The sequence below is a fragment of the Streptomyces monomycini genome, from assembly GCF_022271435.1.
Classification (GTDB): Bacteria; Actinomycetota; Actinomycetes; order Streptomycetales; family Streptomycetaceae; genus Streptomyces; species Streptomyces monomycini.
The window spans coordinates 1-24,438 of record NZ_JAFIQY010000056.1 but is presented as its reverse complement, the minus strand read 5'-3'; the positions used below and the strand labels follow the sequence as shown (position 1 = coordinate 24,438).

The following is a 24,438-nucleotide window of genomic DNA, read 5'->3' as shown; positions in this document are numbered from 1 at the left end:
TGTGGTGCTTGGTCCGGCTTGTGACGACGGTGCCTCACCGTGCGCCCACCTACGCATCGTGCGCAATGCGTCCGCCTGCTCGGTGAGCTCACCCTTCCTTGCGCGAGCATGACCATGACATCAGCGGTTGGCTCGGATCATCACGGTGAGCACCGGTGAGGCCGGTGACGGCTGGCTCACGCCGATGTCCGCGTACCCCCACGAGTCGTAGAGCGCATGAACCTTTCCTTCGCCGGCGGCTGGGTTGACCATGAGCGTGACGTACGGCTCGTCGCGGCCGGCGAGGAGGGCGTCGTGGATGCGGCGGGCGGTGCCGGTCTTGCGCCAGGCCGGCCGGACACCGATCTCCTTCAAAGCAACGGCCGGGTGCTCGGTGTACATGTCTGCCGGCTCCGGGCTGGTGCGCTGCCAGTAGCGGTCGCCGCGCTCGATGCTGTTGGCGTAGGCGTAGCCGACGGGTTGTCCGTTCGCGTACGCGAGGACGGCCGTGAACCCGGGCTCGGTGCTGTGCCGGTCCAGGCGCTCGCCGAACGCGGTGACCGCGTAGTTCGGCAGGTGGAGGAGGGGGGCGCGTACCTCGGCGTACACATCGAGGAGGTCACCGCGGACGGCGTCGAGCGTGTCGAAGGTGCGCAGTTCGGTGGTGGGCGCCGTGGTCATACCGTGGTCCTCCAGGTGGCGACGTGCTCGGTCCAAGTTCGCACGGTGGCGGTGTGCGGAGCGATGGTGCGCAGAGCGGCACCGAACTCTTGCAGCATGCGCGCCACTCGGGCGTGCTGGGTAGCGGCGTTGGCGGTGACGGTCATCGCGGTGGCTGTGGCGGCGTCGGCCGCTCCCTGGGCGAGTTGCGCGTGCGCAAGCCGGGTGGTGGCGATGGCTCGGGAGCGCACCATGTGGAGCCGGAGGGCGGCCAGGCAGCGGTGGGCGTGGTACTCGGCTGCTGGGTAGTCGCCGAGTGCCAGGTATGCCGACAGGGCCAGGGAGTCCAGTTCGGCCTGGTCGTAGAAGGCGAGCATCCATACGGGGCGGTAGTCCGCAGGGTCGGCGCGCAGCATGGCTTCCTGGGCCTGCTCGAACGCCCGGCGGGTGGAGGTTCTGTCCTGCGCTGTGCCGTGGATGGCTCCCTGCCGGGCCAGGCCGAGGGACGCGAACAGGGGATCGTTGCGCGTGAGACTCAGTTTGCGGGCGACGTCGTTGGCGGCGAGCGCGTCGGCGGGCCGGCCCATGTGCCGGTACATCGTTCCGGCGTGGCTCCAGATGCGGAACTTGATCGACTGATCGCAGGACATTTCGGCGAGGGACTGGGCCTCACGCATGTGGGCCTTCGCGACGTCGTAGCGGCGACCGTCGATGGCTGCCCACATGGCCGAGGAGCGGAACGCCGCCGCGGAGGCGTAGAGGCGGCCGCGTACACGCTGGGAGGCGCTGCCCGCGTTCTGGAGGTTCAGTGCCTCGTCGGCGAGCGCGGCGGCTTTCTGCTCGGTACCGAGTTGCCCGCCATGACGGTGGTCGCTGGCGATGATCTCTGCGAAGCGCTTCTGCAGGCGGTCGACGTCGCTCATTCCGATCCGGCGCGGCGAGGTGTCGCCCGGAGCGGCTGCCGCTGCGGCGGCTGCCGCAGCGATACCGCCCACGAGGGTACGGCGCTTCATGTCGGGGTCCTCCTGCTGCTGTGAAGCGGTGACGGACGGCGCCCGGCCCCGTGGCACGAACCCTAAAGCGACGGCAGGCAGGCCCGCGACGTCTTCGAGAGCCCTGCGGGCGGCCGACTTGGGCCATTTGACCCGGCCGGCCTTCCAGTCCCGGATCGATGATCCGTCGAGACCACCTGTTCGACCTGTGAGACGTTCGAGGGACCTGTTCACGGCCTCAGCGAGGCTGTTGGAGCTGTAACCGTGTTCGGCCATCCACGCCTCAAGAGCGGCGTTGCGCGTGGAGTCCATCCAGGCAAGGTAGCGCCCTCGCCAGCCGGACCCCAGGCAAATGCCTGGTCAAATCGCCCTAGGTGATTCTCCCGGCTGACTGAACCATCGCCCTAACCAGCGGGAATCCAAACGCTGTTGTCTGGGTGTCGGTCGCCCGGCGGCACCTCTCGGGCGGCTGTTGACGGCTTGGTCCGCGCCCTCATGCGTAAGGGGAGCGGCCCGGGCGCCGAGACAACGCGAGGGTCCTACCCCGATGACGAGCCTCAGTGAGCGGAACACAGCAGCACCGCCAACCGTGACATTTATGGCCAGACGGTCCCAGAGGCCCCAGGCGCTTGCCTATTCGCTGGGGCAGCGGTCAGCCCCGGCCTGACCAGGCTTCCGGCGTGAGGCCGGCGCCCGTGAGCGCCGCCACCTCTTGCCGGGCTGTCAGGAGTCGCCCGAGAGGCCGGCCGCCTGGCAAGCCTCCGCGTGATGACACCCGGAGGCGACTGGCAACACAACCCCGACGCCACTACTCACAAGAGGAGTCAGAAGAAATGACACGGAACACCGTGGTACCCAGCCACACCCGGGTAAGGCCGCAGCCGCCGGAGGCGACCGACGGTTTCGACCTGGACGTCTCCCTCGTCGAGGTCGCCGATCCGGCGGGGCTGGTCAACCTGACCGACGACAACTGCGGGTCCACCTGCGGCGCCTGCACCACCAACGTCGCCTGACCCTGTCCCAGCTCTCTCCGTCCTGGTGCCGTCGCGTTTCGGCGCGGCGGCACCGGCCGCCCGTCCCCTTCTACGGAGGCAATCGGTGGTTGCTCCGCCCGCAGCGTTTCGAACCTGTTCCACCGCTCTCGTGCGCGCCGTGGCCCGGCCTTCGCTGTCGATGCCTGCTTGCCCTGACCTCGATGACCGCTCGCCCCGCGGTTCGTCCGCCTGTGTGATGTGGTTGCGTACCGTCTGGGCGGACAAGGACGTGGCCGAGGCACTTCAGCACGCCAGCCCGGTCCTGGCCGCGCGGGTGCGGTCCCTGTGCATGGCCGAGAATCCTGCCTCACGGGACGTGCGGCGCACGGCGCTGTCCGTGGCCCGTTATCTGCTGCGGGCCCAGCATCGAGCGACCCCCTTCGGCCTGTTCGCCGGTGTGACCACTGCGGAGTTCGGGACGGAGGCACGTGCGGCCTGGGGCAATCAGCACATGGCCCTGGGCCGTGCGGGGGCAGAGTGGCTGTCCGCCGTGATCGAACGGCTGGAGTCGTGGCCAGACCTTCTCGAACGGCTGACCGTCGTCGCCAACAACACCGCGACAAGCCGGGGAGACCGGCTCATCGTGCCGTTCCAGTCCGATGTCCAGGAAGCCCGGAGACGCGCGGTCGAGACATCCCTGGCCCTGACCGAACCAGTACGCGCGGTCCTCGCCGCAACCCGGACGCCGATCCCCTGCGGCACCCTCGCGGACAAGCTCAGGGCGGAGTTTCCCGAAGCCGGAATGAAGAAGACGCGCCGCCTGCTGACAGAGCTGATCCAGCGGCGGGTGCTGATCACGAACCTGCACGCGCCGAGCACCGAGACCGACGCCCTCGGGCACCTGCTCAGGCAGCTCGATGCGAGCGACACCGGTAGCTTCGCCCCGGTCGCAGGGATGGTGCGTGAGCTGCGCGCGATCCGAGTGGGCCTGGAGGAATGCGCCACGCGCGGCGGCCGGGAAAGCGTCGCGGCGCGGATGCGGGCTCTCGTGCCCGGCCTGCGCCGTCACCCCATCGCTCACGACCTACGACTGGATGCGCAGATCGTGCTGCCGGAGGAAGTGGCCAGGGAGATCGAACGTGCCGCTTCCGTCTTGACGCGGGTGTGCGCCCGCCCGTACGGGACCGCCGAGTGGAACGCGTACCACCAGCGCTTCTACGAGCGGTACGGCATCGGCACCATGGTGCCGCTCACGGAGGCTGTCGCGGACAGCGGTACGGGCTACCCCGACGGCTACCCGGGCACCCCCGCCGGCGTACGTCGGCCTCGTGTCTCTACTCGGGATGACGCCCTCGTTCGCCTGGCGCAGGCCGCCGTGCTCGACGGCCGCGACGAGGTGGTCCTCACCGACGACCTGATCGCCACCCTGGACATGGGGCCCGATGAGCCCCGGTTACCGCCGCACCTGGAGGCAGGGGTGCGGGTGCACGCGGCCAGCCTGGGGCAGTTGCAGCGCGGGCAGTTCCGGTTGGAGGTCGTGAGCGTGTCTCGCGGGGCGGGTGTCTCGACAGGCCGGTTCCTCGACGTGCTGTCCCCCGCCAGCCGTAAGGCCCTCACCACAGAGCTGGCTGACCTCCCGGCTGCGGACAACAACACCGTGCCCGCCCAGCTCTCCTTCCCGCCGCTGCTCCCGGAAAGTGCTCATGTCACCCGTGCCCCGCAGACCCTCCCCACCGTGATCAGCCTTCAGGAGCACCGCGGCCCGAAGGACACCGTCCTCACTCCGGAGGACCTGGCCGTCGGGTGTGACGGCCGCCGCATGTTCCTCGCCGTCCCCGAGCGCGGCCACCGCGTGGAGGCCGTCGGAATGCACGCGCTGAACCTGCGCACGCACACTCCACCGCTGGTGCGGTTCCTCACCGAGCTCTCCCGCGCCCAGTGCGCACAGGTCACCGTGTTCGACTGGGGCGCCGCCGCAGCGATGCCGTTCCTGCCGCGGCTGCGGTACGGGCGTACGGTGCTGGCCCCGGCGCGCTGGCGGCTGGAGGCGTCCGAATTGCCCGGCCGCACTGGCCCCCGGGCCCAGTGGGACGCCGCCCTCACCGACTGGCGGGCCCGGCGGCGGCTGCCTCGCCGCGTGCTTCTCGGCGAGGACGACCGGCACCTGTTCCTTGATCTTGACGAGGCCGGCCACCGGGCGATCCTGCGTCAACACCTCGACCGTACGCACCTGGCTGTGCTCGTCGAGGCCCCCGAACCGGAGGCGTACGGCTGGTGCGGCGGGCGAACTCATGAGGTCGTGGTCCCTCTCAAGGCGACCCGGCCGCCGAAGTGGCCGGCGCTGCCCGCCCCCACTCGGGCTCGCACTCTGTCTGCGGCCCAGGTGCAGACTCCCGCCGCCTCCTCAGTGCTGCTCGCCGCCCTGTACGGAGACTCCCGCCGTCAGGACACTCTGCTCTCCCAGCACCTTCCTGGCCTCCTCGAACAGCTCGGCGATCCACCGTGGTGGTTCATCCGTTTCCGCGACCCGGACCAGCACGTCCGCCTACGCATCGCCCTCCCAGGGCCCGAAGCCTTTACCCGGACTGCCCGCACCGTGAGCGCCTGGGCCGACGAACTGCGCAGCGTCGGCCTGCTGGCCGAGCTGCGCTACCCCACCTCCTACCGGGAGATGGGCCGCTGGGGTTCCGGCGCCGCGTGGGAGAGGGCCGAGGACGTGTTCCGAGCGGACTCGCGCGCCGTCATGGCCCAGCTCGCCCAGCCGGAGCGCCCCGGTCAGCGAGCACTGGTGGCGGCCCATACCGTTGCCATCGCCTCCGCATTCCTCGGCAGTACCGAAGCCGCGATGCGCTGGCTGACCGACCACATCCCCTCGGCAGCCCCCGCACCCGTTCCGCGCCCGCAGTTCGCCGAGGCCGTACGGCTTGCCAACCCGTCCGATGACTGGGCAGCGCTGCGCGAAGTCCAGGGCGGGGAGGACATCGTGTCGGGATGGGCAGGCCGGGATGCGGCGCTCGCCGCGTACCGGATGCATCTGCCGGGCCCGGACACCCGGGGCATCGCCTTCGACGACGTTCTCACCTCCCTCCTGCACGTCCACTTCGTGCGGCACGTCGCGGTCAACTTCCCCGAGGAAGAGGTGTGCCTCTACCTGGTACGCGCCACCGCCCTGGCCTGGTCCGCCCGAACCAACGGGAGGCCGTCGTGACTGACCACCCAGCACTCGCCCTGGCTGACGCCATCGCCACCCAACTTGCCGACCCCGGTACCGGCCCCCTCGTCCCTCAGGAACACCGGCAGCACCTCGCCTACGGACCACCCGGCATCGCGCTCCTGCACATCGAGCGAGCCGCAAGCGGCCTCGGGCCCTGGCAGCGGGCCCACGACTGGCTCGCCGCCGCCTCCCGCCAGCCGGTCACCAGCGGTCCCGACAGCCACCCCTTCTACGGGGCGCCCGCCTTCGCCCACGCCCTGGCCTGCGCCGCCGACCACCTGCCCAGCGCCTACCAGCGTGCCCTGGACACACTGGACCGACAGGTCAGGGCCGACGCCCGGCGTCGTCTCGACGCTGCACACCGCCGCATCGACGCCGGACGCCTGCCGAAGCTCGCCGAGTTCGACACCATCCGGGGCCTCACCGGGTACGGCGCCTACCTCCTGCGCCGCGACCCCGGCGACTCCACCCAGCGCGCCGTCCTCGACTACTGCGTGCGTCTCACCGAACCGATCACCCACCACGACGAGACCCTGCCAGGTTGGTGGACCGACACCAGCCCCTCGGGCGGCTCGGATGATCACCGTTTCCCCGGCGGGCACGCCAACATTGGCATCGCACACGGTATCGGGGGAGTGCTCGCACTCCTGGCCCTCGCCGTCCGGAACGGCACCGTCACCGATCACTACCACACGGCACTGCGCACCATTTTGGTGTGGCTGGACCGCTGGCAGCAGAAGGCGGGCTGCGGAACAGCTTGGCCTTACTGGGTCACCCGGGCCGAACTGCGTACCGGCCGTCTCAACTCGTCCACGCTTCGGCGGCCGTCCTGGTGTTACGGCACTGCCGGCCTCGCCCGCGCCCAGCAACTCGCCGCGCTCGCCCTCGGCGACACCGGCCGCCGAATCGATGCGGAAAACGCGCTCGTGGCCGCCCTCACCGACCCGAACCAGCTCAAAGCCACGACAGATCTCGGCCTGTGCCACGGGTTCGTCGGCCTCGCTCATGTCGTCGCCCGCACGGCCGAAGACGCCCATCCCTCAACCATGGGCCGACTCCGCGCCTCGATGCCGCCACTTCTGAACGCGATCTCCCCGCCGGGCACCGACCCCGAACCCATGGCCACCGGACTTGTCCGGAACGCGGAACCGGGCCCAGGTCTGCTCGACGGCGCCGCCGGCATCGCCCTGGCCCTCCTCGCGCCCAGCGCCGCCGCACCACTCCAAACCGCCTGGGACGCCTGCCTACTCACCGCCTGATCACCGACCGAAGGACTTCCGTGCCCCCTGACCACTGGCAGCAGCACAACATCACTTTCACCGACCGTCCGAATGCCAGGCGCGTCATCGTCGAACGTCTCGGCCCCGCCCTGATCACAGCCGAGGCCGAGGAACAGATAACCGGCTGGTGGTTCATGAACAAGCAGCCCTGGCCGCTGCGGTACCTCGCCGAGCAGCCCTCTCCGGTCATCGAGTCGCTGCTGACTGATCTCACTGATGACGGGACGGTCGAGTCATGGCGGCCCGGTACCTACGAGCCCGAGACCGACGCGTTCGGCGGCCCGGATGCCATGGGCACCGCCCACGACCTGTTCCACAGCGACTCCCGCCACCTGCTCACCTACCAGCCGAGCCCGAAACGCCTGGGACGCCGGGAGACCACCGTCCTGCTGGTGAGCGCCATGATGCGCGGTGCCGGGCTCGACTGGTTCGAGCAGGGTGACGTATGGGCGAAGATCGCTGCCCTCCGGCCGGTCACTATCTCTCCAGCTCCCGAACGGAACGCCGAGCTGGCCCTGGCCGTACGAAAGCTCATGACAGCCGACGCCCACGGCCTCTGCCGCCCGGACGGACCGCTCCACGGGCACGACGCATGGGTGGCCGCCTTCGAACGGGCGGGTAACACGCTCGCCGGCCTCGCACGCCGCGGCGTGCTCACCCGCGGCCTGCGGGCAGTCATCGCCCATCACGTGATCTTCCACGCCAACCGCGCCGGTCTCCTCCGGGACGACCAGAGCACCCTGTTCCACATCGCACGAGAGGTAGTCATGGGAACGAGTGACCACACCGCGTCGCCCGGCAAGGCGACGACCGACGCCGATAGCGTCACCGCGGTGAACACCGACACGATCGACACCCCCACGGCGGACGCTGCGCGCCTCCGCAACGCCTTGGTCGACCAGCTCCGAGCCGACGGACACGCTTGCACGCCCGCCGTCGAAGCGGCGCTGCGAACCGTGCCGCGTCACGTGTTCGTGCCCGACGCGTCGCTCGAAGACGCCTACGCCAACGCGCCGGTGCACATCAAGTACGACACCGACGGCACATCGATCTCCTGCGCCTCCCAGCCGGGCGTGGTCGCCCTCATGCTGGACCAACTCGACGTCCAGCCCGGCCAGCGTGTCCTCGAACTCGGTGCCGGCACCGGATACAACGCCGGCCTGCTCGCCCACCTGGTCGGCGCAAGTGGACACGTGATCACCCTCGATGTCGACGACGACCTCGTGGAGGGTGCCCGCGTGCACCTCGCCGCCGTCGGCGTCAGCAACGCCGAGGCCGTGACCCGCGACGGGGCCCTGGGCTACGCGGAAGGAGCGCCGTACGACCGCATCATCGCCACCGTCGGCGCGCACGGCGTGCCGCGCGCCTGGCTGCAACAGCTCGCCCCCGGCGGCAGGCTCCTCGTACCCCAGCGCCTCAAGGGCACGGTGTCCCGCTCCATTGCCTACGAACAGCAAGACGGCCGGTGGGCCTCCCTCAGCAGCCAGATGAACACCTTCATGCCGCTCAGGCGCGGCATCGCCGACGATGACCGCCGAACCGTCCCGCTCAGCACAGACGGCACCGTCCGGCTCCAGGCCCCCGCCGGTCAGAGAATCGACGCCGAAGCTCTGACCGGTGTCCTCGACCAGTCGCGCATCGAGGAATGGACCGGCATGACGGTCCGCGCCATGGAGTCGCCCGAGTGGATGGAACTGTTCGTCACCTGCGCCCTCCCCTCCGGCCTCATCCGGATGCTGTTTCCGCAGACCGCCAAGGGCACCCTGCTCACCGATGACCCCTACCCCTCATCGACGGCGGCCGTCGACAAGGGCGCCGTCTCCTACCTCGCCCGGCGCCTGTCGCAGGAAAAGACCCCCGAAGGCGACAAACTCTGGGAGTTCGGGGTCATCGGCCACGGACCCGGCAGCGACGAGCTCGCCGCGAAGGTCGCCGCAGCCATCCGCACCTGGGACCAGGAGTACCGCGGCCGCGAGGCCACCTTCGAGATCCAGCCTCTCGATGCACCCGCGATTGAGCAGCGTCCCGGCCTCTTCGCCCTCGACACCCCACTGAACCGCATCGTCGTCGACTGGAACTGACGCCCACGCGCAGATGACGGTGCCCACCAGCACACGTTGGCGGGCACCGTCGCCTCAACCAGCCCTCACTCACAACCTGGGGGATACATGGACCCGCACGGACCAGTAGCCCAGCGCTTTCCTATCGTCGCCCGATTCCGGCCCGCCTGCCTGCCGCTGCCCCAGCGCGTGCACGCGCTCGTCGACCTGGCCGACACCGCGGTGAAGAAGAGCGATCAAGGAATCGCCTCGGCCGTCTACAACCAGGCGGCGCTCCTCGCATCCGACCTCGGCCTCCCCGACCTCGCCCGCGAGATGTGTCACCAGCACGCCGCTGCCTACCTGCACGCCTGTCCCCTCCCCAGCACCAGCGCGATCCGAGGACTGGAACCGGTCGTCAACCTCGCCCGCCTCCAGATCCGCGCCGGCCGTACGGACGAGGGCCGTCAGCGACTGCTCGCCCTCTACGAGGCGGCCGGGACGGGCACAGCCGCTCGGTTCGAAGGCATCGAAGTACCGGCGGACCTCACCGCGACCGACAAGGACCGCCACGAGGTCGGCGCATGGCTGTGGCGGGTGCTCCTTGCCGACGGCACCCGCGCCCTCACCGCCGAGGGACGTTGGGCCGAGGCCCTGACACACATCGAAGCTCACCGAGGAGTGGGCAAGCGGATGCTCGATGGGCGCCAGGTTGCCGTACTGGCCTCTCTCGTCACGGGTGACACGGCCGCAGCCACTGCCCTGCTCGGCGACACGATGCCCGGCGAACCGTGGGAGCAGGCCGTTACGGCTTGTCTGGCTGTCCTGTGCCGTCATTTGGCTGGGCAGCGGGCCGACGGCCACTTGGCGGAGCTGGCAGCCACCTGTCTGGAGCGGCAGGCCGAACCCGGCATGACCGTTTTCGACATCCGGCTCGGCCTTACGGTCCTTGACGCGATCGGCAGCGCCGATTCGCCCTCGGCGCACCGCCTCGTCGATGACCTCTACCGGCGGATGACGGCCGCTGAAGACGGCTATGCGGCACGTGAGAACCTGGCGCATCCCCTATTCAGCGAGTTCGCCACGGACAGGCAAAGACAGGGCTGTCGTGCGCTGGTGCGGGCCTGCGCCTTGGGGACAAGGGCACTCCCGGACCGGCTGCGAGAAGAACTGACGGCAGCGGTGCGCGCCGGCGACAACGTGATCAGGGAGAACCTTGCCTGTCCCTCCGATCCTGCATGAATCTCTACGGAGACAGCAGCGCCCTCAACCCCGTAGCCAGCCCCCCACGCCAGCACGCGTAATCATGCCCGCCGTTGAACTCCTCGTACGACACGTCGTAGCCGCGCGCCCGCAGGACGTCGCGCAGGCGGCGGTTTTCCGTGAGGAGCATCCACTCCTGGAGGCCGACCTCCAGTCGCAGGCGTACCGGGCGGCGTTCGGCGGTGGCGTACTGGCCCGTTAGCCATTCGGTGCCGCGCTCGTCGTCCGGCCACCAGAAGGAGCCGGACTGGGAGAGGGCCAGGCCGAACCGGTCCGGTCGGCGGAAGGCGGCGAACGCCGCGGTCAGGCCGCCGGCGCTCTGGCCCGCGACGACCGTGCGCTGCGGGCGCGGGTCGGTCCCGTACGTGGTGTCCGCCCACGGCAGCAGCGTGTCCGCCAGCCAGTCGACGAACTCCTCGCTACAGCTGAGGTCCTCCATCCGCCGCCCCATGGTGTCCACGAGCAGGGCGACCGTGGGCGGCACGGAGGCGTCGGCGTGCAGGTTGTCGAGCAGGTCGCCGGCGCCGAGGACCGGGCCCCACATCTCGCCGTCCAGCAGCACCGCGACCGCGTAGGGGCCGCCGTCGGCGTGGTGGCCGGGTGGCAGATGGACCGTGATGTTCCGGCCGTCCACCTCGGTCTGTACGGACGTGCCGCGTGCCGCGCCGGGCCTGCGGCCGGTGCACGGCTGGGCCGGAGCGCCGGGGAGTTCCAGGACGGAGGCGGGGTTGCGGCCGTCCCGCGACGGGAGGGCGGGCGCGGTGTTCAAGGGGTCGGGTACGGCGTTGTCCAGGACCTTCAGCCACGCCTTGCGGTCCGTACGCAGCAGGTCCTCGCGCGGGCCGGTGCCGGGGTGGAACTGGTACGAGGCCCGGTGGTCGGAGCGCAGCCGGTGGCTGAGCGCCCAGACCGCGGTGCCCTCGACGCGCGTCATCAGGTTCGGCGTCAGGTCGCCCGCGTGCCGGTCCCGGTCGGTGACGGTGTGCAGGAGTGCCAGTACGTCCGTGGCCGGGGACGCCGGGTCGTCCCGCCACAGGAACGTGACGAGGACGTGCCCGGGGTCGCCGTCCGGGTCCGGTTCCACGAGCGGCGTCCCGGCCGCCGCGGCGCGGCGCCAGAACTCCTCCTCGGCGCCGGGCCGCCCGGCCCGCACGTCGGCGGCGAGTTCTTGCAGCAGCGGGCTGCGGACAGCAGCGGTCACTTGCTTACCCCTTTCAGGAGCGTCGTCAGCGCGGAGTGTTCGTGGCGTTCGTCGCGTGCGTCCTGTGCGTCAGACACGGGTCGCCGCCGAACGGCCCAGCAGTACCCACAGCAGGAAGGGCCCGCCCAGGACGGTCGTCACGACGCCCACCGGCACCTCCGTGCCCGCGAAAACGATTCGCCCGATCGTGTCCGCCGCCACCACCAGAAGCGCACCCGTCAGCATCGTGCCGACCAGCGGCACCCGCAGCGGACCCGCCAGCCGCGACGCGATGACCGGCGACGCCAGCGCCACGAATCCGACCGGCCCGCAGATCCCGACGGCCAGCCCCGCCAGCGCCACCGCCAGCAGCAGGCACACCGCGCGGGTACGGCCCGGAGCGGCGCCCAGCGAGGAGGCCGTGGCGTCGTCGAAGCGCAGTACGCCCAGGTGGCGGGCGACCGCGAGGCTCAGTGGGACGAGGATGGCCAGGCCGATGAGGACGGGCACGGCGACGGCGTAGCTGCGTCCGTTGAGGCTGCCCGAGGTCCACACGTACAGCGAACTCGCCGAGTTGAGCGAGCGCCGGGACAGGGCCACCTGGGTGGCGGCGGAGGCCAGCGAGGACATCGCCAGGCCCACGACCAGCACGCGGTAGCCGCGCTGCCCGAGGCCTCCGGAGACGACCGTCACCACGACCGCCGCGACCAGCGCGCCCAGCGGGCCCGCCCACCAGGCGCCGAACGTGCCGGTCGCGCTGAGGGTGACGGACAGCAGGACGGCGGCGGTCGCGCCGTCGTTGACACCGAGCAGTTCGGGGGTGGCGAGCCGGTTGCGGGCCAGTGTCTGGGTGAGACAGCCGGCCAGCCCCAGCGCGGCGCCCGCCGCCAGCCCGGCCACGATGCGGCCGAGCCGGAACTTCTGCACCAGCAGGACGTCGAACCGGTCGCCCTGGCCGAAGATCGCCTGGAAGGTGCGGGTCACGCCCATGTCGCTCTGCCCGGCGTACGCGGACAGCACCACCGCCAGCAGGAGCAGCACGGCCAGCAGCAGCCCCGCGAACGTGGCGCGCCGGGCGACGAGGAAGGAGAGCGGGCCGCGCCGCAGCACGAACGTGTCGGCGGGGCGCACCCGGCCGGGCTTCGCGGTACGGCGCTTCGGGAGACGGCGCGTCAGGCGCTCCCGCAGCGCGGGCAGTACGCCGCGCGCCGCCTTGCCCGGAGCGCGCTCCTCGGTCGCCGGTTCGGTCATGCCCATCGCGGTGAGCTGCCGGGACCGGACGATGCCGATGAGGACGGGCGCGCCGATCAGCGACACGATCACGGAGACCGGCGCCTCGAACGGGCGGGAGACCACCCGGGCCGCCACGTCCGCCAGGATCAGTACGGCGGCGCCGATCAGCCCGGCCAGCAGCAGCCGGGCGGCGAGCCGGGTCCCGGCGACCGCCCGGGCCAGGAAGCCCGCCAGCAAGCCGAGGAAGGAGATCGGACCGGCCAGCGCCACCGCGGCCGCGGTCAGCAGCGTCACCCCGACGGCCACCACGGTCCGGATCACCGGCGGCCGGTGGCCGAGGCTGCGGGCCAGGTCGTCGCCGAGCGCCAGCGCGGACAACGGCCGGGCGACCAGCAGCGCCACCAGGAACCCGACGACGAGTACGGGCGCGAGGCGGCCGAGTTCGCCGAAGCCCTCGACGCCGGCCAGCGAGCCGAGCACCCAGAACCGGAACCGGTCGTAGGTCTCCGCCGAGTTCACCACGATCACGCTGGTCAGCCCGCCGAAGGTGGCGCCCAGCGCGGACCCGGCCAGCACCAGCCGCATCGGCGAACCGCCGCCCCGGCGCCCCGCGATGAGCAGTACGAGACTGCTGGCCACGACCGCGCCGGCGAACGCGCACACGAGGTAGGCGTAGCCGCTGTCCAGGCCCAGCAGCGCGATGCCCGCCACGACACCGAACGAGGCCCCGGCGTTGACGCCGAGCAGGCCGGTCTCGGCGAGCGGGTTGCGGGTGACGGCCTGGAGCAGGCACCCGGCGACGCCGAGCGCGCCGCCGACGAGCAGGGCGGTGAGCGTACGGGGCAGCCGCAGGTCGCCGACGACGAGAGCCAGCCGGGGGTCGCTGCGCGCGCCGCCACGGTCGAGCAGGTAGTCCAGGACGCCGCTCGCACCGACCTCACCGGCGCCGACGCACAGGGACACGGCGGCCAGGACGAGGACCGCGGCGGTGAAGCCGGCCACGGCGAGCGCGACGGTACGGCGTGTGGTGCCCGCGGGACGCTCCCCATCGGGACGCTCGTCGTCGGAGCGCTCTCCATCGGGACGCTCGTCACCGGAGCGTTCGCCGTCGGGGTCCGTCGAGGGCGGCCCGGAGGCAAAGCGCGGGTCATCGGCAGGGGGTCGGGCATCCTTTTCCGCCACCGCGCCCGGCAACGCGACGCCCGAAGCGCCGTGTTCGGAGGGCCGGGCGGCTATACCCGTACGCTGCTTTTGCATAAGGTGAGGCTAGCCTAACCATTTGTGCAGCGTGCGGGCGGAATGGCGGAGTGGCTGGGCACCTGTCCTATATTAGGTTAGGCTTGCCTAACAAATGGGGAGGTTGCTCATGCCTGAGCACATACCGGGCCGCGCCGAATTCACCGGGCGCATCGCGCTGGTGACCGGCGCCGGGCAGGGCATCGGCGCCGCGGTCGCCGCCGCCCTGGCGCGACAGGGCGCCCACGTCGTGGCCACCGACCGCACCGCACCCGCGGCCCCGCCGACCGAGGACGGCGCCGCGGGAACGGTCACCACCGAAGCCATGGACGTCACCGACCGCACCGCCGTCGACGCCACCGTCGCCCGCGTCGAGCGCGAACTCGGCCCGATCGCCGTCCTGGTGAACGTGGCCGGCATCCTGCGCCCCGGCGCCGCCGCCGAGCTGTCCGACGCGGACTGGGCCGACACCTTCGCCGTGAACACCACCGGCGTCTTCCACACGTCCCGTGCCGTCGCCCCGCACATGGTCGAACGGGGCTCCGGGAGCATCGTCACCGTCGGCTCCAACGCCGCCGGCGTGCCCCGAACCGGAATGGCCGCGTACGCCGCCTCCAAGGCCGCGGCGGCCATGTACACCAAATGCCTGGGGCTCGAACTCGCCCGCAGCGGCGTGCGCTGCAACATCGTCGCGCCCGGCTCCACCGACACCGCCATGCAACGCGCGCTGTGGACCGACGACGACGCACCCCGCCGCGTCATCGCCGGCGACCCGCAGACGTACCGCACCGGCATCCCCCTCGGCCGGATCGCCGACCCGTCCGACATCGCCGACGCGGTCGTCTTCCTCGCCTCCGACCGCGCCCGGCACATCACCATGCAGGAGCTGTACGTCGACGGCGGCGCCACCCTGCGGTGACCCGCGCCGCGTCCCGCCGCCCACCGGCCGCCCGGGACGCACGCACCACCGCACCCCCGCTCACCGCACGCCCCTCCGCACCACCACCCGTATCAGCCATCCCCCGGAACCTCGCAGCCTTCCGAGAATTGGAGCTCCCGTGCCGACGGCACCCGAAGTCGCCACGCACGTCCCCCTCGCCGAGCCGGCCCACCCCGCCGTCGGAGCCGCTACCTCGCTCCTGGGCGCCTACACCCCCGGCGCCCGCTTCCTCGGCACGCCCACGCGCACCATCCTCGCGCAGGGCACCCACAGCGAAGTCCCGCACGACGAACGTCCCCTGCCCCAGCGGGTCGCCGCCACCCTCGGCGCCGCACAGGCGGCGGGACACGACGCCCCCATGGTCATCGGCGCCGTGCCCTTCGACCAGACGGCGCCCTCCGCGCTCACCGTGCCCGCCACCGTCCGGACCGCGCCGCCGCTCACCGCCGACCCGCTGATCGCGCTGCCCGCCGACCCGCCCGCCGCGACCCGCTGGGACATCAGACCCGTACCCGCTCCCGAGGTGTACGGCGCCGGCGTGGCCGCCGCGGTCGAGCGCATGTGGCGCGGCGAGTTCAGCAAGGTCGTCCTCGCCCGCACCCTCGAACTGACCACCCCGGACGCGCTCGACATCCCCGCGCTGCTCCAGCGCCTGGCCCGCCGCGACCCCTCCGGCTACACCTTCGCGCTGCCCACCGCGCCCGGCCGCACCCTCCTCGGTGCCAGCCCCGAACTGCTGGTCACCCGGCGCGGCCGGCGCGTCGTCGCCAACCCGCTGGCCGGGTCGATCCCGCGCAGCGACGACCTCGCCGAGGACGTCCGCCGGGCCGCCGCCCTGCTGGAGTCCGCCAAGGACCTGCACGAGCACGCCGTCGTCGTGGACGCCGTCCACCGGGCCCTCGCCCCGTACTGCACCGACCTCGACGTCCCCGTCCGGCCCACCCTGGTGCGCACCGCCGCCATGTGGCACCTGTCCACCACCGTCACCGCCACCCTCGCCTCGCCGGACACCTCCGCCCTGGAGCTGGCCTGCGCCCTGCACCCCACCCCGGCGGTCTGCGGCACCCCCACCGACACCGCCCGGCAGGTGATCACCGACACCGAACCGTTCGACCGCGGCTTCTTCACCGGTATGGTCGGCTGGGGCGACGCGTCCGGCGACGGCGAGTGGGTGGTGACCATCCGCTGCGCCGAGGCCGAGGAACGCGCCCTGCGCCTGTACGCCGGAGCCGGCATCGTCGCCGCCTCCGACCCCGGCGCCGAGACCGCCGAGACCGGCGCCAAGTTCCGTACCTTCCTGAGCGCCGTCGGAGCCGAGCTGTGACCGATCCCTACGCCTACGCCCACTCCCACGCGCCCGCCATGCCCGCGGAGTTCGCCGAGCGCTACCGCGAAGCGGGCTGGTGGCGCGGCGAGACCTTCGGGCAGATGCTGCGCGACCGGGCCGCCGCCCACCCGGACCGGGTCGCCGTCGTCGACCCGGCCGGCGAGGGCCGCCGCTGGACGTACGCGGAACTGGACCGCCGCGCCACCCGGCTCGCCGCCGGATTCCACGCGCGCGGCATCGTCCGCGGCGACCGGGTCGTCGTCCAGCTGCCGAACGTCGCCGAGTTCTTCGAGGTGATCTTCGCGCTCTTCCGCCTCGGCGCCCTCCCCGTCTTCGCGCTGCCCGCGCACCGCGAGACCGAGATCCGCTACTTCTGCGAGTTCACCGGCGCCGCCGCCTACGTCATCGCCGCCGAACACGGCGGCTACGACTACCGCGCCCTGGCCGCGACGGTACGGGACGACGTCCCCGGCCTGCGCCACGTCTTCGTCACCGGCGGCGACCCGGGCCCCTTCGAGGCGCTCGCGGACGTACCGGCCGACCCGCCCGCGGACACCGCGGCCTGGGACGAGCCCGCACCGGACGACCTCGCCTTCCTCCAGCTCTCCGGCGGCAGCACCGGCGTCCCCAAGCTCATCCCGCGCACCCACGACGACTACATCTACTCGCTGTGGGGCTCCAACGAGCTGTGCAACGTGGACGAGCACAGCGTCTACCTGTGCGTCCTGCCCGCCGCCCACAACTTCCCGCTCTCCTCGCCCGGCTCGCTCGGCGCCCTGTACGCGGGCGCCCGTGTGGTGCTGTGCCCGCAGCCCAACCCCGACGTGGCGTTCCCGCTCATCGAGCGCGAACGCGTCACCCTCACCGGCCTCGTCCCGCCGCTCGCCCTCGTCTGGACCGAAGCGGCCCCCGCCACCTCGTACGACCTGAGCAGCCTCGACGTCCTGCTGGTCGGCGGCGCCAAGTTCAGCGAGGAGGCCGCCCGGCGCGTACGGCCCGCCCTCGGCTGCACCCTCCAGCAGGTCTTCGGCATGGCCGAGGGACTGGTGAACTACACCCGGCTGGACGACCCCGAGGAAATCATCGTCACCACCCAGGGCCGGCCCATCTCCCCGGACGACGAGATCCGCGTCGTCGACGACCAGGACAACGACCTGCCCGTCGGCGCCACCGGCCACCTGCTCACCCGTGGCCCCTACACCATCCGCGGCTACTGGAAGGCGCCCGAGCACAACGCCCGCTCCTTCACCGCGGACGGCTTCTACCGCACCGGCGACGTCGTCCGGCTCACCCCCACCGGCCACCTCGTCGTCGAGGGCCGCGCCAAGGACCAGATCAACCGCGGCGGCGAGAAGATCGCCGCCGAGGAGGTCGAGAACCACCTGCTCGCGCACCCCGCGGTGCACGACGCCAACGTGGTCGCCGAACCCGACCCGTACCTGGGCGAACGCACCCTCGCGTACGTGATCCTGCGCTCCGGCGCCGAGGCGCCGTCCTCCGTCGCCGTCAAGAAGTTCGTCCGGGCCCGCGGTCTCGCCGCCTACAAGGTGCCCGACCGCGTGGTGTTCGTGGACGCCTTCCCGCAGACCGGCGTCGGCAAGATCTCCAAGAAGGACCTCAGGTCCGCCGCCACCGGCGACGCCGGCCCCGCCTGACCACCCGCCCCCTCCCCGCCCCGTCCTGAAGGGACCGCACCGCACCATGGCCCTGCCCGCCATCGCCCCCTACCCCATGCCGTCCGCCGGCGACCTGCCCGCGAACCGCGTGGACTGGAAGGCCGACCCGTCGCGCGCCGTCCTGCTCGTCCACGACCTGCAGAACTACTTCCTGTCGGCCTTCGACACCCAGGCGTCCCCCGCCACCGACCTGCTGCGCAACGTGGCGGCGCTGAAGAAGGAGGCCGCCCGGCTCGGCATCCCGGTCCTCTACACCGCGCAGCCCGGCGGCCAGACGCCCGAGGAACGAGGCCTCCAGCAGGACTTCTGGGGCCCCGGCCTGCCCGCCGACGAGCACGCGGCGGCCATCGCCGACGCGGTCGCCCCGGGCCCGGACGACACCGTGCTGACCAAGTGGAAGTACAGCGGCTTCGTCCGCACCGACCTCGAAGAGCGGCTGCGCGACCTCGGCCGCGACCAGCTCGTCATCACCGGCGTCTACGCCCACATCGGCGTCCTGATGACCGCCTGTGACGCCTGGATGCGCGACCTCCAGGCGTTCCTCGTCGCCGACGCGGTGGCCGACTTCTCCGCGGACGACCACGCGATGGCATTGCGCTGGGCGGCCGCCAAGTGTGCCGTGGTCACCACCACCGCCACCGTCTTCGAAGGGAAGTGACCCCCATGGCACTGACGCTGGAGCAGCTGCGCAAGGACGTCGCCGACGTCCTCGGCGAGGACCCCGCCGACATCCCCGACGACGAGAACCTCGTCGACTACGGCCTCGACTCGGTCCGCCTGATGGCCCTGGCCGGCCGCTGGAACCGCGACCACGGCATCGAGGTCGCCGTCGCCGACCTGTCGGAGGAGCCCGCCCTGGAGAAGTGGGCGGTGCTGCTCGGCGCCACCGGCTGAGCCCTTCCGTACGGCAGCGGGGCTCCGTACGGGAGGCAGCGCGGCTCCGTACAGACGGCGGCGCGGCTCCGTACAGACGGCGGCGGGGCGGTGCGCGGAACACTCCGCGTACCGCCCCGCCGCCGTAGGCCGCGTGACGCCGTCAGACGTTCGGCGGCACCCGCGACGGGCGGCCGCTGCCGCGCGTCATCGCGTACCCGCCGATCCCGGCGAGCGCCGCCAGCACTCCGCCCACCGCCGTCCACACCCATCGGTCGGACCACCGGCCCGAGGACCAGCCGCCCTCCGGCTCGGACGCCGCGACGGACCGCTTGCCCGCCGCCGAAGCCGACGCCGACGGCTCCGGGGAAGCGCTCTCCCCGTCCTTCGGGCCCGCGGCGGCGGCCCCGGGCACGAGCGGGGCGGCCAGCTTGCCGTCCACCGCGTACGCGCCGCCCGTCCCGGCCACCGTCGGCTCGAACTCCGCGTGCACCGGCAGCCCCAGGTCGTCCTGCGGCAGGTCGGTGACGGTCAGACGCACGAAGTACGTGCCCGGCAGCGGATCGTTGGACGACTGCTCGGCCCAGGAACGGGCCGTCCGCAGCGTGCAGGACAGCTCCACCGAAGCCGCGTCCGCGGCCGCAGCCCTGGTCTGCGCGCCGTACGTGCACGCCTGACGCCGCCGCAGCCCGTCGTACACGTCGAGCTGCCAGGTCGCCGCGCCGTGCCGGGCCGCCTTGGGCAGCGTCACCTTCGCCTTCATCGTGGCGCGCTGCCCGGCGTCCACCGGCACCGCCCAGTACAGGTAGTCACCGGTCGACGCCCCGGCCGTCGCCCGCTGCCCCGGCTGGACCGGCGTCGCGGTACGGAACGACGTCCCCGCCTCCGTCGGCCCCGCAGCACTGGCGCTCGCGGACGGCGACGGGCTGTCCGCCACCGCCGCACCGGCCGAACCGCAGAGCGCGGCACCCGCCAGCAGCGCGGCGGTCACAAACGTACGCGTACGCATCAGTTGGTCCTCCAGACGGCGACACGCCAGCGCGACAGCCAGCCCCACAGCAGACCGGCCACCAGGCCGACGAGCACCAGCGCGCCCAGGAACCACCAGCCGCGGCCCAGACCGAAGGACGCCACGTCCGAGGCGTCCGACGGACCGTCCACGACGTCGATGGCCAGCTCCACCGGCAGACCCGGCTCGGTCTTGACCCCGGCCGGCGCCGCGAAGGAATGGCTCAGCTGGAGGCAGACCGTCTCCGGCGCGTCCTTCGCCGCGCCGTCGGCGTTCTTCAGCGGCGCCTTCGGATAGCGCAGCCCGGACGAGATGACGTCGGTACGCCCGTCGCCCGCCTCCGAGCCGCGCACGATCTCCCGGCCGTGCACGGTCGAGGCACGCAGCAGCACGCCGTAGTCGTTGTTGACGGCACGGTCGGCGCCGATGCTCGCCGCCGCGCGCAGCTCCTGGCCGGGCCGTACGTCCACCCGGTACCAGCGGTGCTCGGCGAACTTCTCCCGGTCGGTGTACAGGCCCGGCTTGAGCACCGGCGCCTTGGCGCACTGGTCCGCGCCCTGCGTCGCCACCGGCGTCACCACCGGATCGGCCGCCCGGTCCACCAACTGGTGCACCCGGTCCCGCAGTTCGCTGGTGTGCTGCACGGAGGTGTACGTACCGCCGGTCGCCTCCGCGATGCAGCTGAGCTGCTTACGGGTCTTGGCGTCCGGCAGCAGCCCCAGCGTGTCCACGGTCAGGTGGATGCCCTTCGCGGCGATCTCCCGCGCCACCTCGCACGGGTCGAGCGGGGCGCAGGTGTCCTCGCCGTCGGTGATCAGCACGATCCGGCGGGTCGCGTCACCGCCCTTGAGGTCGTCGGCCGCGCCCAGCAGGGCCGGGCCGATCGGCGTCCAGCCGGTGGGGGCGAGCGTCGCCACCGCGGTCTTCGCCTCGGTCCGGTCGAGCGGCCCGACCGGGTAGAGCTGCCTGGTGTCCTTGCAGCCGGTCTGCCGGTCCGGGCCCGGATAGTTCGCGCCGAGGGTACGGATGCCGAGCTGGACCTCGCCCGGCACCGCGTCCAGCACCTCGTTGAACGCCTGCTTCGCCGCCGACATCCGGCTCTGCCCGTCGATGTCCCGCGCCCGCATCGAGCCGCTGACGTCCAGCACCAGCTCGACCTTGGGGGAGGGCTTCTTCGCGTCCGGTTCGCCGGCGGCTGCGGCGGAGGTGGGCAGCAGCCCCACGGCCAGGGTGGCGAGCAGGCCGCACACCCCGGCCGCCAGCCGTTTTCTTGTGATCATCGCCGGATCGTATTGATGATCCGGCCCCGGTTCCAAAACGAGCCGCGGCGGGCGGAGCTGAGGGGGCGCCAGGGCTCCGCCCGCCCCCTCACGTCCCCGCACGCCCCTCTACGACAGCCGGCCGCCCCGGTGAACCGTGAGGTCACCGGGGCGGCCGGGGCGGCGCTGCGGAGTCAGCCCCTGGACGACCAGGTGACGACCAGCTTGCCCGAGCTGGGGGCGAACTTCTTCCAGGCGTAGGTGTCGTTCTCGTTCGCGGCCCGCAGACCCAGGGTCATGTCGGCCCATTTGTTGGCCTTCGCCGCCCTGGCGTTCTCCGTGACGTTGAAGGACAGGTCACCGGCCGGGCAGTGCTTGTCGTGCCCCTTGGCGTCGTTGACCGTGTCCAGCAGCTTGTACCACTTCGGCTGCTTGTTCCACGTCGTGCTCTTGTACGCCCGGCCGGTGTCCCACAGCTGGACCGGCCGCTTGGCGCAGGACCAGGAGTAGGTGTTCCTGATGCGGAACGCCGCGTGCCGGATGGTGCCGGTGCGCTGCAGGTCCTTGGTCCCCATGGTGATGAGCGAGCGCCAGGTCCCGCCCGTCTGGTTCTCGTGGCCGACGCGCGCGACATCACCGGTCTTCGCCCAGTACGACGTGTCGGGATACCCCTTGTTGACGCTGGTCCACAGGCCCACCGGGCCCCGGGGAGCGCGCGGCCCCGTCACACTCTGCTCGGTGGTGTACGTGCCGGACGGGTCGGCGTACACACGCACGGTGTCCGTCCGCTGCGACTGCACCTCCACCCGCCGGCCGGACGCGGCGGCCTGTTCGGAAGCCTGCCGGAACTCGGCCGGCTGAGCCGTCGACTGCCGCGACTTCGTGTCGTGGGCGTCGGAACCCGCCGCCCACGCGGTGGGGACGGCCAGTCCGCCGACGATGCCGCAGACGAGCAGGGAAGAGCCGGACCGTCGTCGGCCGGTACGCGAACGGGGTGCGGGCATGTTGTGCCTCCATTGCCGGGAGTGCCTGAACTGACCAAGCCTTTCCACGCGGAGCCCATGTCGTCTCCTGCTTGCGTCCGACCGGGGACACCGACCCATCGGTATTCACCTGTTCGACGGCATGGGGTGTACGGAGGGTGACGGGGGCCTCAGGACGAGGGACGGTTCGGTTCCCGGTGACGGGGCCCTGGTGCCGGGGCGGTTCCGGGTGATGGGGGCGGTTCCCGGTGACGGCCGAGGTTTCCCTATGACGGGCGGCCGGCAGTGGGTCCTCGTACTCCTCGTACGGCGCTCCGTGTCAGCCCTCGCCTGCCGCCGGCCGCGCGTCCCGCCCCGCCATGCCCTGCTCCGGCGTGGCGCGCTTGCGCGCATCCCGCTCCCGCGCCGCGGCGGCGATGTTGCGGGCCATCCCGCCGAACACCACCGCATGGAACGGCACCACACTCCACCAGTACGCATGGCCTGCCAGCCCGTGCGGATGGAACACCGCCCGCTGCAGGTAGACCGTACGGCCCGCCGTGTCCCGCCCGACCCGCAGCTCCAGCCACGCGAGTCCCGGCAGCCGCATCTCCGCGCGCAGCCGCAGCAGCCGCCCCCGCTCGATCTCCTCGACCCGCCAGAAGTCCAGCGAGTCACCGGCCCGCAGCCGCTGCGCGTCCCGCCGGCCCCGGCGCAGCCCGACGCCGCCCGCCAGCCGGTCCAGCCACCCCCGCAGCGCCCACGCGAGCGGGAAGGAGTACCAGCCGTTCTCCCCGCCGATGCCCTCGATGACGTCCCACAGCGCTTCGGGCGAGGCGTCCACCCGGCGAGCCCTGCGGTCGGTGTAGAGACTGCCGCCCGCCCAGTCCGGGTCGGTCGGCAGCGGGTCGCTGGGGGCACCGGGCACCGAGGCCGACGACCAGCGGGTGGCGACCCGTGCTTCCCGTACCCGCCGCAGCGCCAGCTCCACCGCGTGGTCGAAGCCGGTCAGCCCGCCGGGCGGGTCCGGCACGTACCGCGCGATGTCGTGCTCCTGGGCCACGGCCTCGTGCCGCAGCGACTCCGCCAGCGGACGCGCGATACCGGCCGGTACGGGCGTCACCAGCCCCACCCAGTGACTGGAGAGCCCCGGCGTCAGTACCGGCACCGGCACGATCAGGCGGCGGGGGAGCGCCGCGACCCGCGCGTAGCGCTGCATCATCCGCCGGTACGTCAGTACGTCGGGGCCGCCGACGTCGAAGCCACGGTTCACCGACTCCGGCAGGGCGGCGCAGCCCACCAGGTAATACAGCACGTCCCGTACCGCCAGCGGCTGGATGCGGGTACGCACCCAGCTCGGCGTCACCATGACCGGCAGCCGCTCGGTCAGGTACCGCAGCATCTCGAAGGACGCCGAGCCCGACCCCATGATCACTGCGGCCCGCAGCACCGCGGTCGGCACCCCGGACGCCAGCAGGATGCGCCCCACCTCGTCCCGCGACCGCAGGTGCGGCGAGAGCCGGTGCCGGTCGACACCCTTAGGCACCGGGCCACCCAGATAGACGATCCGCCGCACGCCCGCCTTCCGCGCGCATTCGGCGAACGTACGGGCCGCCCGGCGGTCGGTGTCCTCGAAGTCCTTACCCGACCCCAGCGCGTGCACCAGGTAATAGGCGACACCGACACCCTCCAACGCCGCGGTGAGCGACTCCGCGTCCGTGACATCGCCCCGTACCGTCTCCACCTGCCCCGACCAGGGGTGATCCCGCAGCTTCCCCGGCGTACGCGCCAGACACCGCACCGGATACCCCGCGGACAGCAGCTCCGGCACCAGCCGCCCGCCGATGTATCCGCTCGCCCCGGTCACCAGACACCGTTCCACGCCGCGCCTCCCGTAGCCGCCCGGTCCCGTACTACCCCGCATGGAACGTGCCCGCGAACGGAGCGCGGCAGTGGCGGGGGTGCCTTCGGGTTCTCCGGCCCGTCGTGTAGTGTTCTCCGAGTTGCCACGGAGCCGACAGGCGCCGCGACAGCCTTCCGCCACACCGGCAAGCACCATCACCACCGCACGGCTCCTCAACGGGAAGAATTTCGGCATGCCGAAATTCGGAACAGCGACTCGATTATGAGTCGCCGGGGAAAACCGCTAAAGTGGTGAGCACGCCGGAAGGCGCGAAACAAAACCCGCTCCAACAGGGGCCGGAAACGGAAAGCGGAAACGCCGAACGGATCTGGTAAGGTTGGAACCGCGAAGAAGCCGAAAGGCCGAAACGCACCGGCGAAAATCAGGACCGCGAGGATCTGATAGAGTCGGAAACGCAAGACCGAAGGGAAGCGCCCGG

Annotated in this window: 19 protein-coding genes; 10 read left to right on the top strand and 9 right to left on the bottom strand. The window is 72.0% G+C overall.

The window, feature by feature from the left end; genetic code table 11:
- Positions 1-120 precede the first annotated feature (120 nt).
- Together JXZ78_RS36940 and JXZ78_RS36935 are read right to left on the bottom strand one after the other, a co-directional pair.
- Positions 121-660 (bottom strand): GNAT family N-acetyltransferase, encoded by a 540-nt coding sequence (locus JXZ78_RS36940; RefSeq protein ID WP_030023385.1) that lies wholly within the window; start codon positions 658-660, stop codon positions 121-123.
- Positions 657-1,943: an NsdA family TPR-like regulatory protein gene (locus tag JXZ78_RS36935; RefSeq protein WP_167745467.1), complete on the bottom strand. Its 1,287-nt coding sequence runs from the start codon at positions 1,941-1,943 to the stop codon at positions 657-659. Before JXZ78_RS36935 ends, JXZ78_RS36940 begins: the two co-directional genes overlap by 4 nt.
- Positions 1,944-2,464: 521 nt before the next feature.
- Between JXZ78_RS36935 and JXZ78_RS36930 the strand changes: the two genes are divergently transcribed.
- The 5 genes from JXZ78_RS36930 (at position 2,465) to JXZ78_RS36910 (ending at position 10,380) form a co-directional block, all read left to right on the top strand.
- Positions 2,465-2,644 (top strand): FxLD family lanthipeptide, encoded by a 180-nt coding sequence (locus JXZ78_RS36930; protein ID WP_030023383.1) that lies wholly within the window; start codon positions 2,465-2,467, stop codon positions 2,642-2,644.
- Between the two features lie 217 nt (positions 2,645-2,861).
- On the top strand, positions 2,862-5,813 hold the full coding sequence (locus JXZ78_RS36925) for a lantibiotic dehydratase (protein WP_208870219.1): 2,952 nt from the start codon (positions 2,862-2,864) through the stop codon (positions 5,811-5,813).
- Positions 5,810-7,078, top strand: a complete 1,269-nt coding sequence (locus JXZ78_RS36920; protein ID WP_030023380.1) for a lanthionine synthetase C family protein — start codon at positions 5,810-5,812, stop codon at positions 7,076-7,078. The genes JXZ78_RS36925 and JXZ78_RS36920 overlap by 4 nt, the downstream gene beginning before the upstream one ends.
- Before the next feature lie 20 nt (positions 7,079-7,098).
- On the top strand, positions 7,099-9,180 hold the full coding sequence (gene fxlM, locus JXZ78_RS36915) for a methyltransferase, FxLD system (RefSeq protein WP_030023378.1): 2,082 nt from the start codon (positions 7,099-7,101) through the stop codon (positions 9,178-9,180).
- Between the two features lie 87 nt (positions 9,181-9,267).
- Positions 9,268-10,380: a hypothetical protein gene (locus JXZ78_RS36910; protein WP_030023376.1), complete on the top strand. Its 1,113-nt coding sequence runs from the start codon at positions 9,268-9,270 to the stop codon at positions 10,378-10,380.
- A 4-nt stretch (positions 10,381-10,384) separates the two neighbouring features.
- Here JXZ78_RS36910 and fes read toward each other — a convergent pair whose 3' ends face one another.
- Together fes and fhuB are read right to left on the bottom strand one after the other, a co-directional pair.
- Entirely contained in the window at positions 10,385-11,602 is a 1,218-nt protein-coding gene (gene fes / locus JXZ78_RS36905) for an enterochelin esterase (protein WP_030023375.1), read from the bottom strand.
- A 69-nt stretch (positions 11,603-11,671) separates the two neighbouring features.
- Positions 11,672-14,071 (bottom strand): Fe(3+)-hydroxamate ABC transporter permease FhuB, encoded by a 2,400-nt coding sequence (gene fhuB / locus JXZ78_RS36900; protein ID WP_030023374.1) that lies wholly within the window; start codon positions 14,069-14,071, stop codon positions 11,672-11,674.
- 109 nt (positions 14,072-14,180) lie between these two features.
- Between fhuB and JXZ78_RS36895 the strand changes: the two genes are divergently transcribed.
- From JXZ78_RS36895 to JXZ78_RS36875, 5 genes are all read left to right on the top strand, one after another.
- The gene (locus JXZ78_RS36895) at positions 14,181-14,969 is read left to right on the top strand and encodes a 2,3-dihydro-2,3-dihydroxybenzoate dehydrogenase (protein WP_030023373.1); all 789 of its coding nucleotides are present in this window, start codon (positions 14,181-14,183) and stop codon (positions 14,967-14,969) included.
- A gap of 139 nt (positions 14,970-15,108) precedes the next feature.
- On the top strand, positions 15,109-16,314 hold the full coding sequence (gene dhbC, locus JXZ78_RS36890; RefSeq protein WP_030023372.1) for an isochorismate synthase DhbC: 1,206 nt from the start codon (positions 15,109-15,111) through the stop codon (positions 16,312-16,314).
- Between the two features lie 38 nt (positions 16,315-16,352).
- Complete coding sequence (locus tag JXZ78_RS36885; RefSeq protein ID WP_030023371.1) at positions 16,353-17,972, top strand: (2,3-dihydroxybenzoyl)adenylate synthase; 1,620 nt, start codon at positions 16,353-16,355, stop codon at positions 17,970-17,972.
- A gap of 46 nt (positions 17,973-18,018) precedes the next feature.
- Positions 18,019-18,651: an isochorismatase family protein gene (locus JXZ78_RS36880; RefSeq protein WP_030023370.1), complete on the top strand. Its 633-nt coding sequence runs from the start codon at positions 18,019-18,021 to the stop codon at positions 18,649-18,651.
- Positions 18,652-18,656: 5 nt separating this feature from the next.
- Positions 18,657-18,887 carry a phosphopantetheine-binding protein gene (locus JXZ78_RS36875; RefSeq protein WP_030023369.1) on the top strand — a complete coding sequence of 77 codons (231 nt, stop codon included), beginning with the start codon at positions 18,657-18,659 and terminating at the stop codon, positions 18,885-18,887.
- A 142-nt stretch (positions 18,888-19,029) separates the two neighbouring features.
- Here JXZ78_RS36875 and JXZ78_RS36870 read toward each other — a convergent pair whose 3' ends face one another.
- The 5 genes from JXZ78_RS36870 to JXZ78_RS36850 all read right to left on the bottom strand — a co-directional run.
- On the bottom strand, positions 19,030-19,875 hold the full coding sequence (locus tag JXZ78_RS36870; RefSeq protein ID WP_030023368.1) for a hypothetical protein: 846 nt from the start codon (positions 19,873-19,875) through the stop codon (positions 19,030-19,032).
- Positions 19,875-21,155: a VWA domain-containing protein gene (locus tag JXZ78_RS36865; protein ID WP_030023367.1), complete on the bottom strand. Its 1,281-nt coding sequence runs from the start codon at positions 21,153-21,155 to the stop codon at positions 19,875-19,877. The genes JXZ78_RS36870 and JXZ78_RS36865 overlap by 1 nt, the downstream gene beginning before the upstream one ends.
- Before the next feature lie 173 nt (positions 21,156-21,328).
- Positions 21,329-22,138: a DNRLRE domain-containing protein gene (locus JXZ78_RS36860; RefSeq protein ID WP_030023365.1), complete on the bottom strand. Its 810-nt coding sequence runs from the start codon at positions 22,136-22,138 to the stop codon at positions 21,329-21,331.
- A 298-nt stretch (positions 22,139-22,436) separates the two neighbouring features.
- Positions 22,437-24,020: an SDR family oxidoreductase gene (locus JXZ78_RS36855; protein WP_050502894.1), complete on the bottom strand. Its 1,584-nt coding sequence runs from the start codon at positions 24,018-24,020 to the stop codon at positions 22,437-22,439.
- Between the two features lie 152 nt (positions 24,021-24,172).
- Positions 24,173-24,438, bottom strand: a 266-nt coding sequence (locus JXZ78_RS36850; protein WP_238783635.1) for a hypothetical protein, incomplete at its 5' end; no start/stop codon positions are given.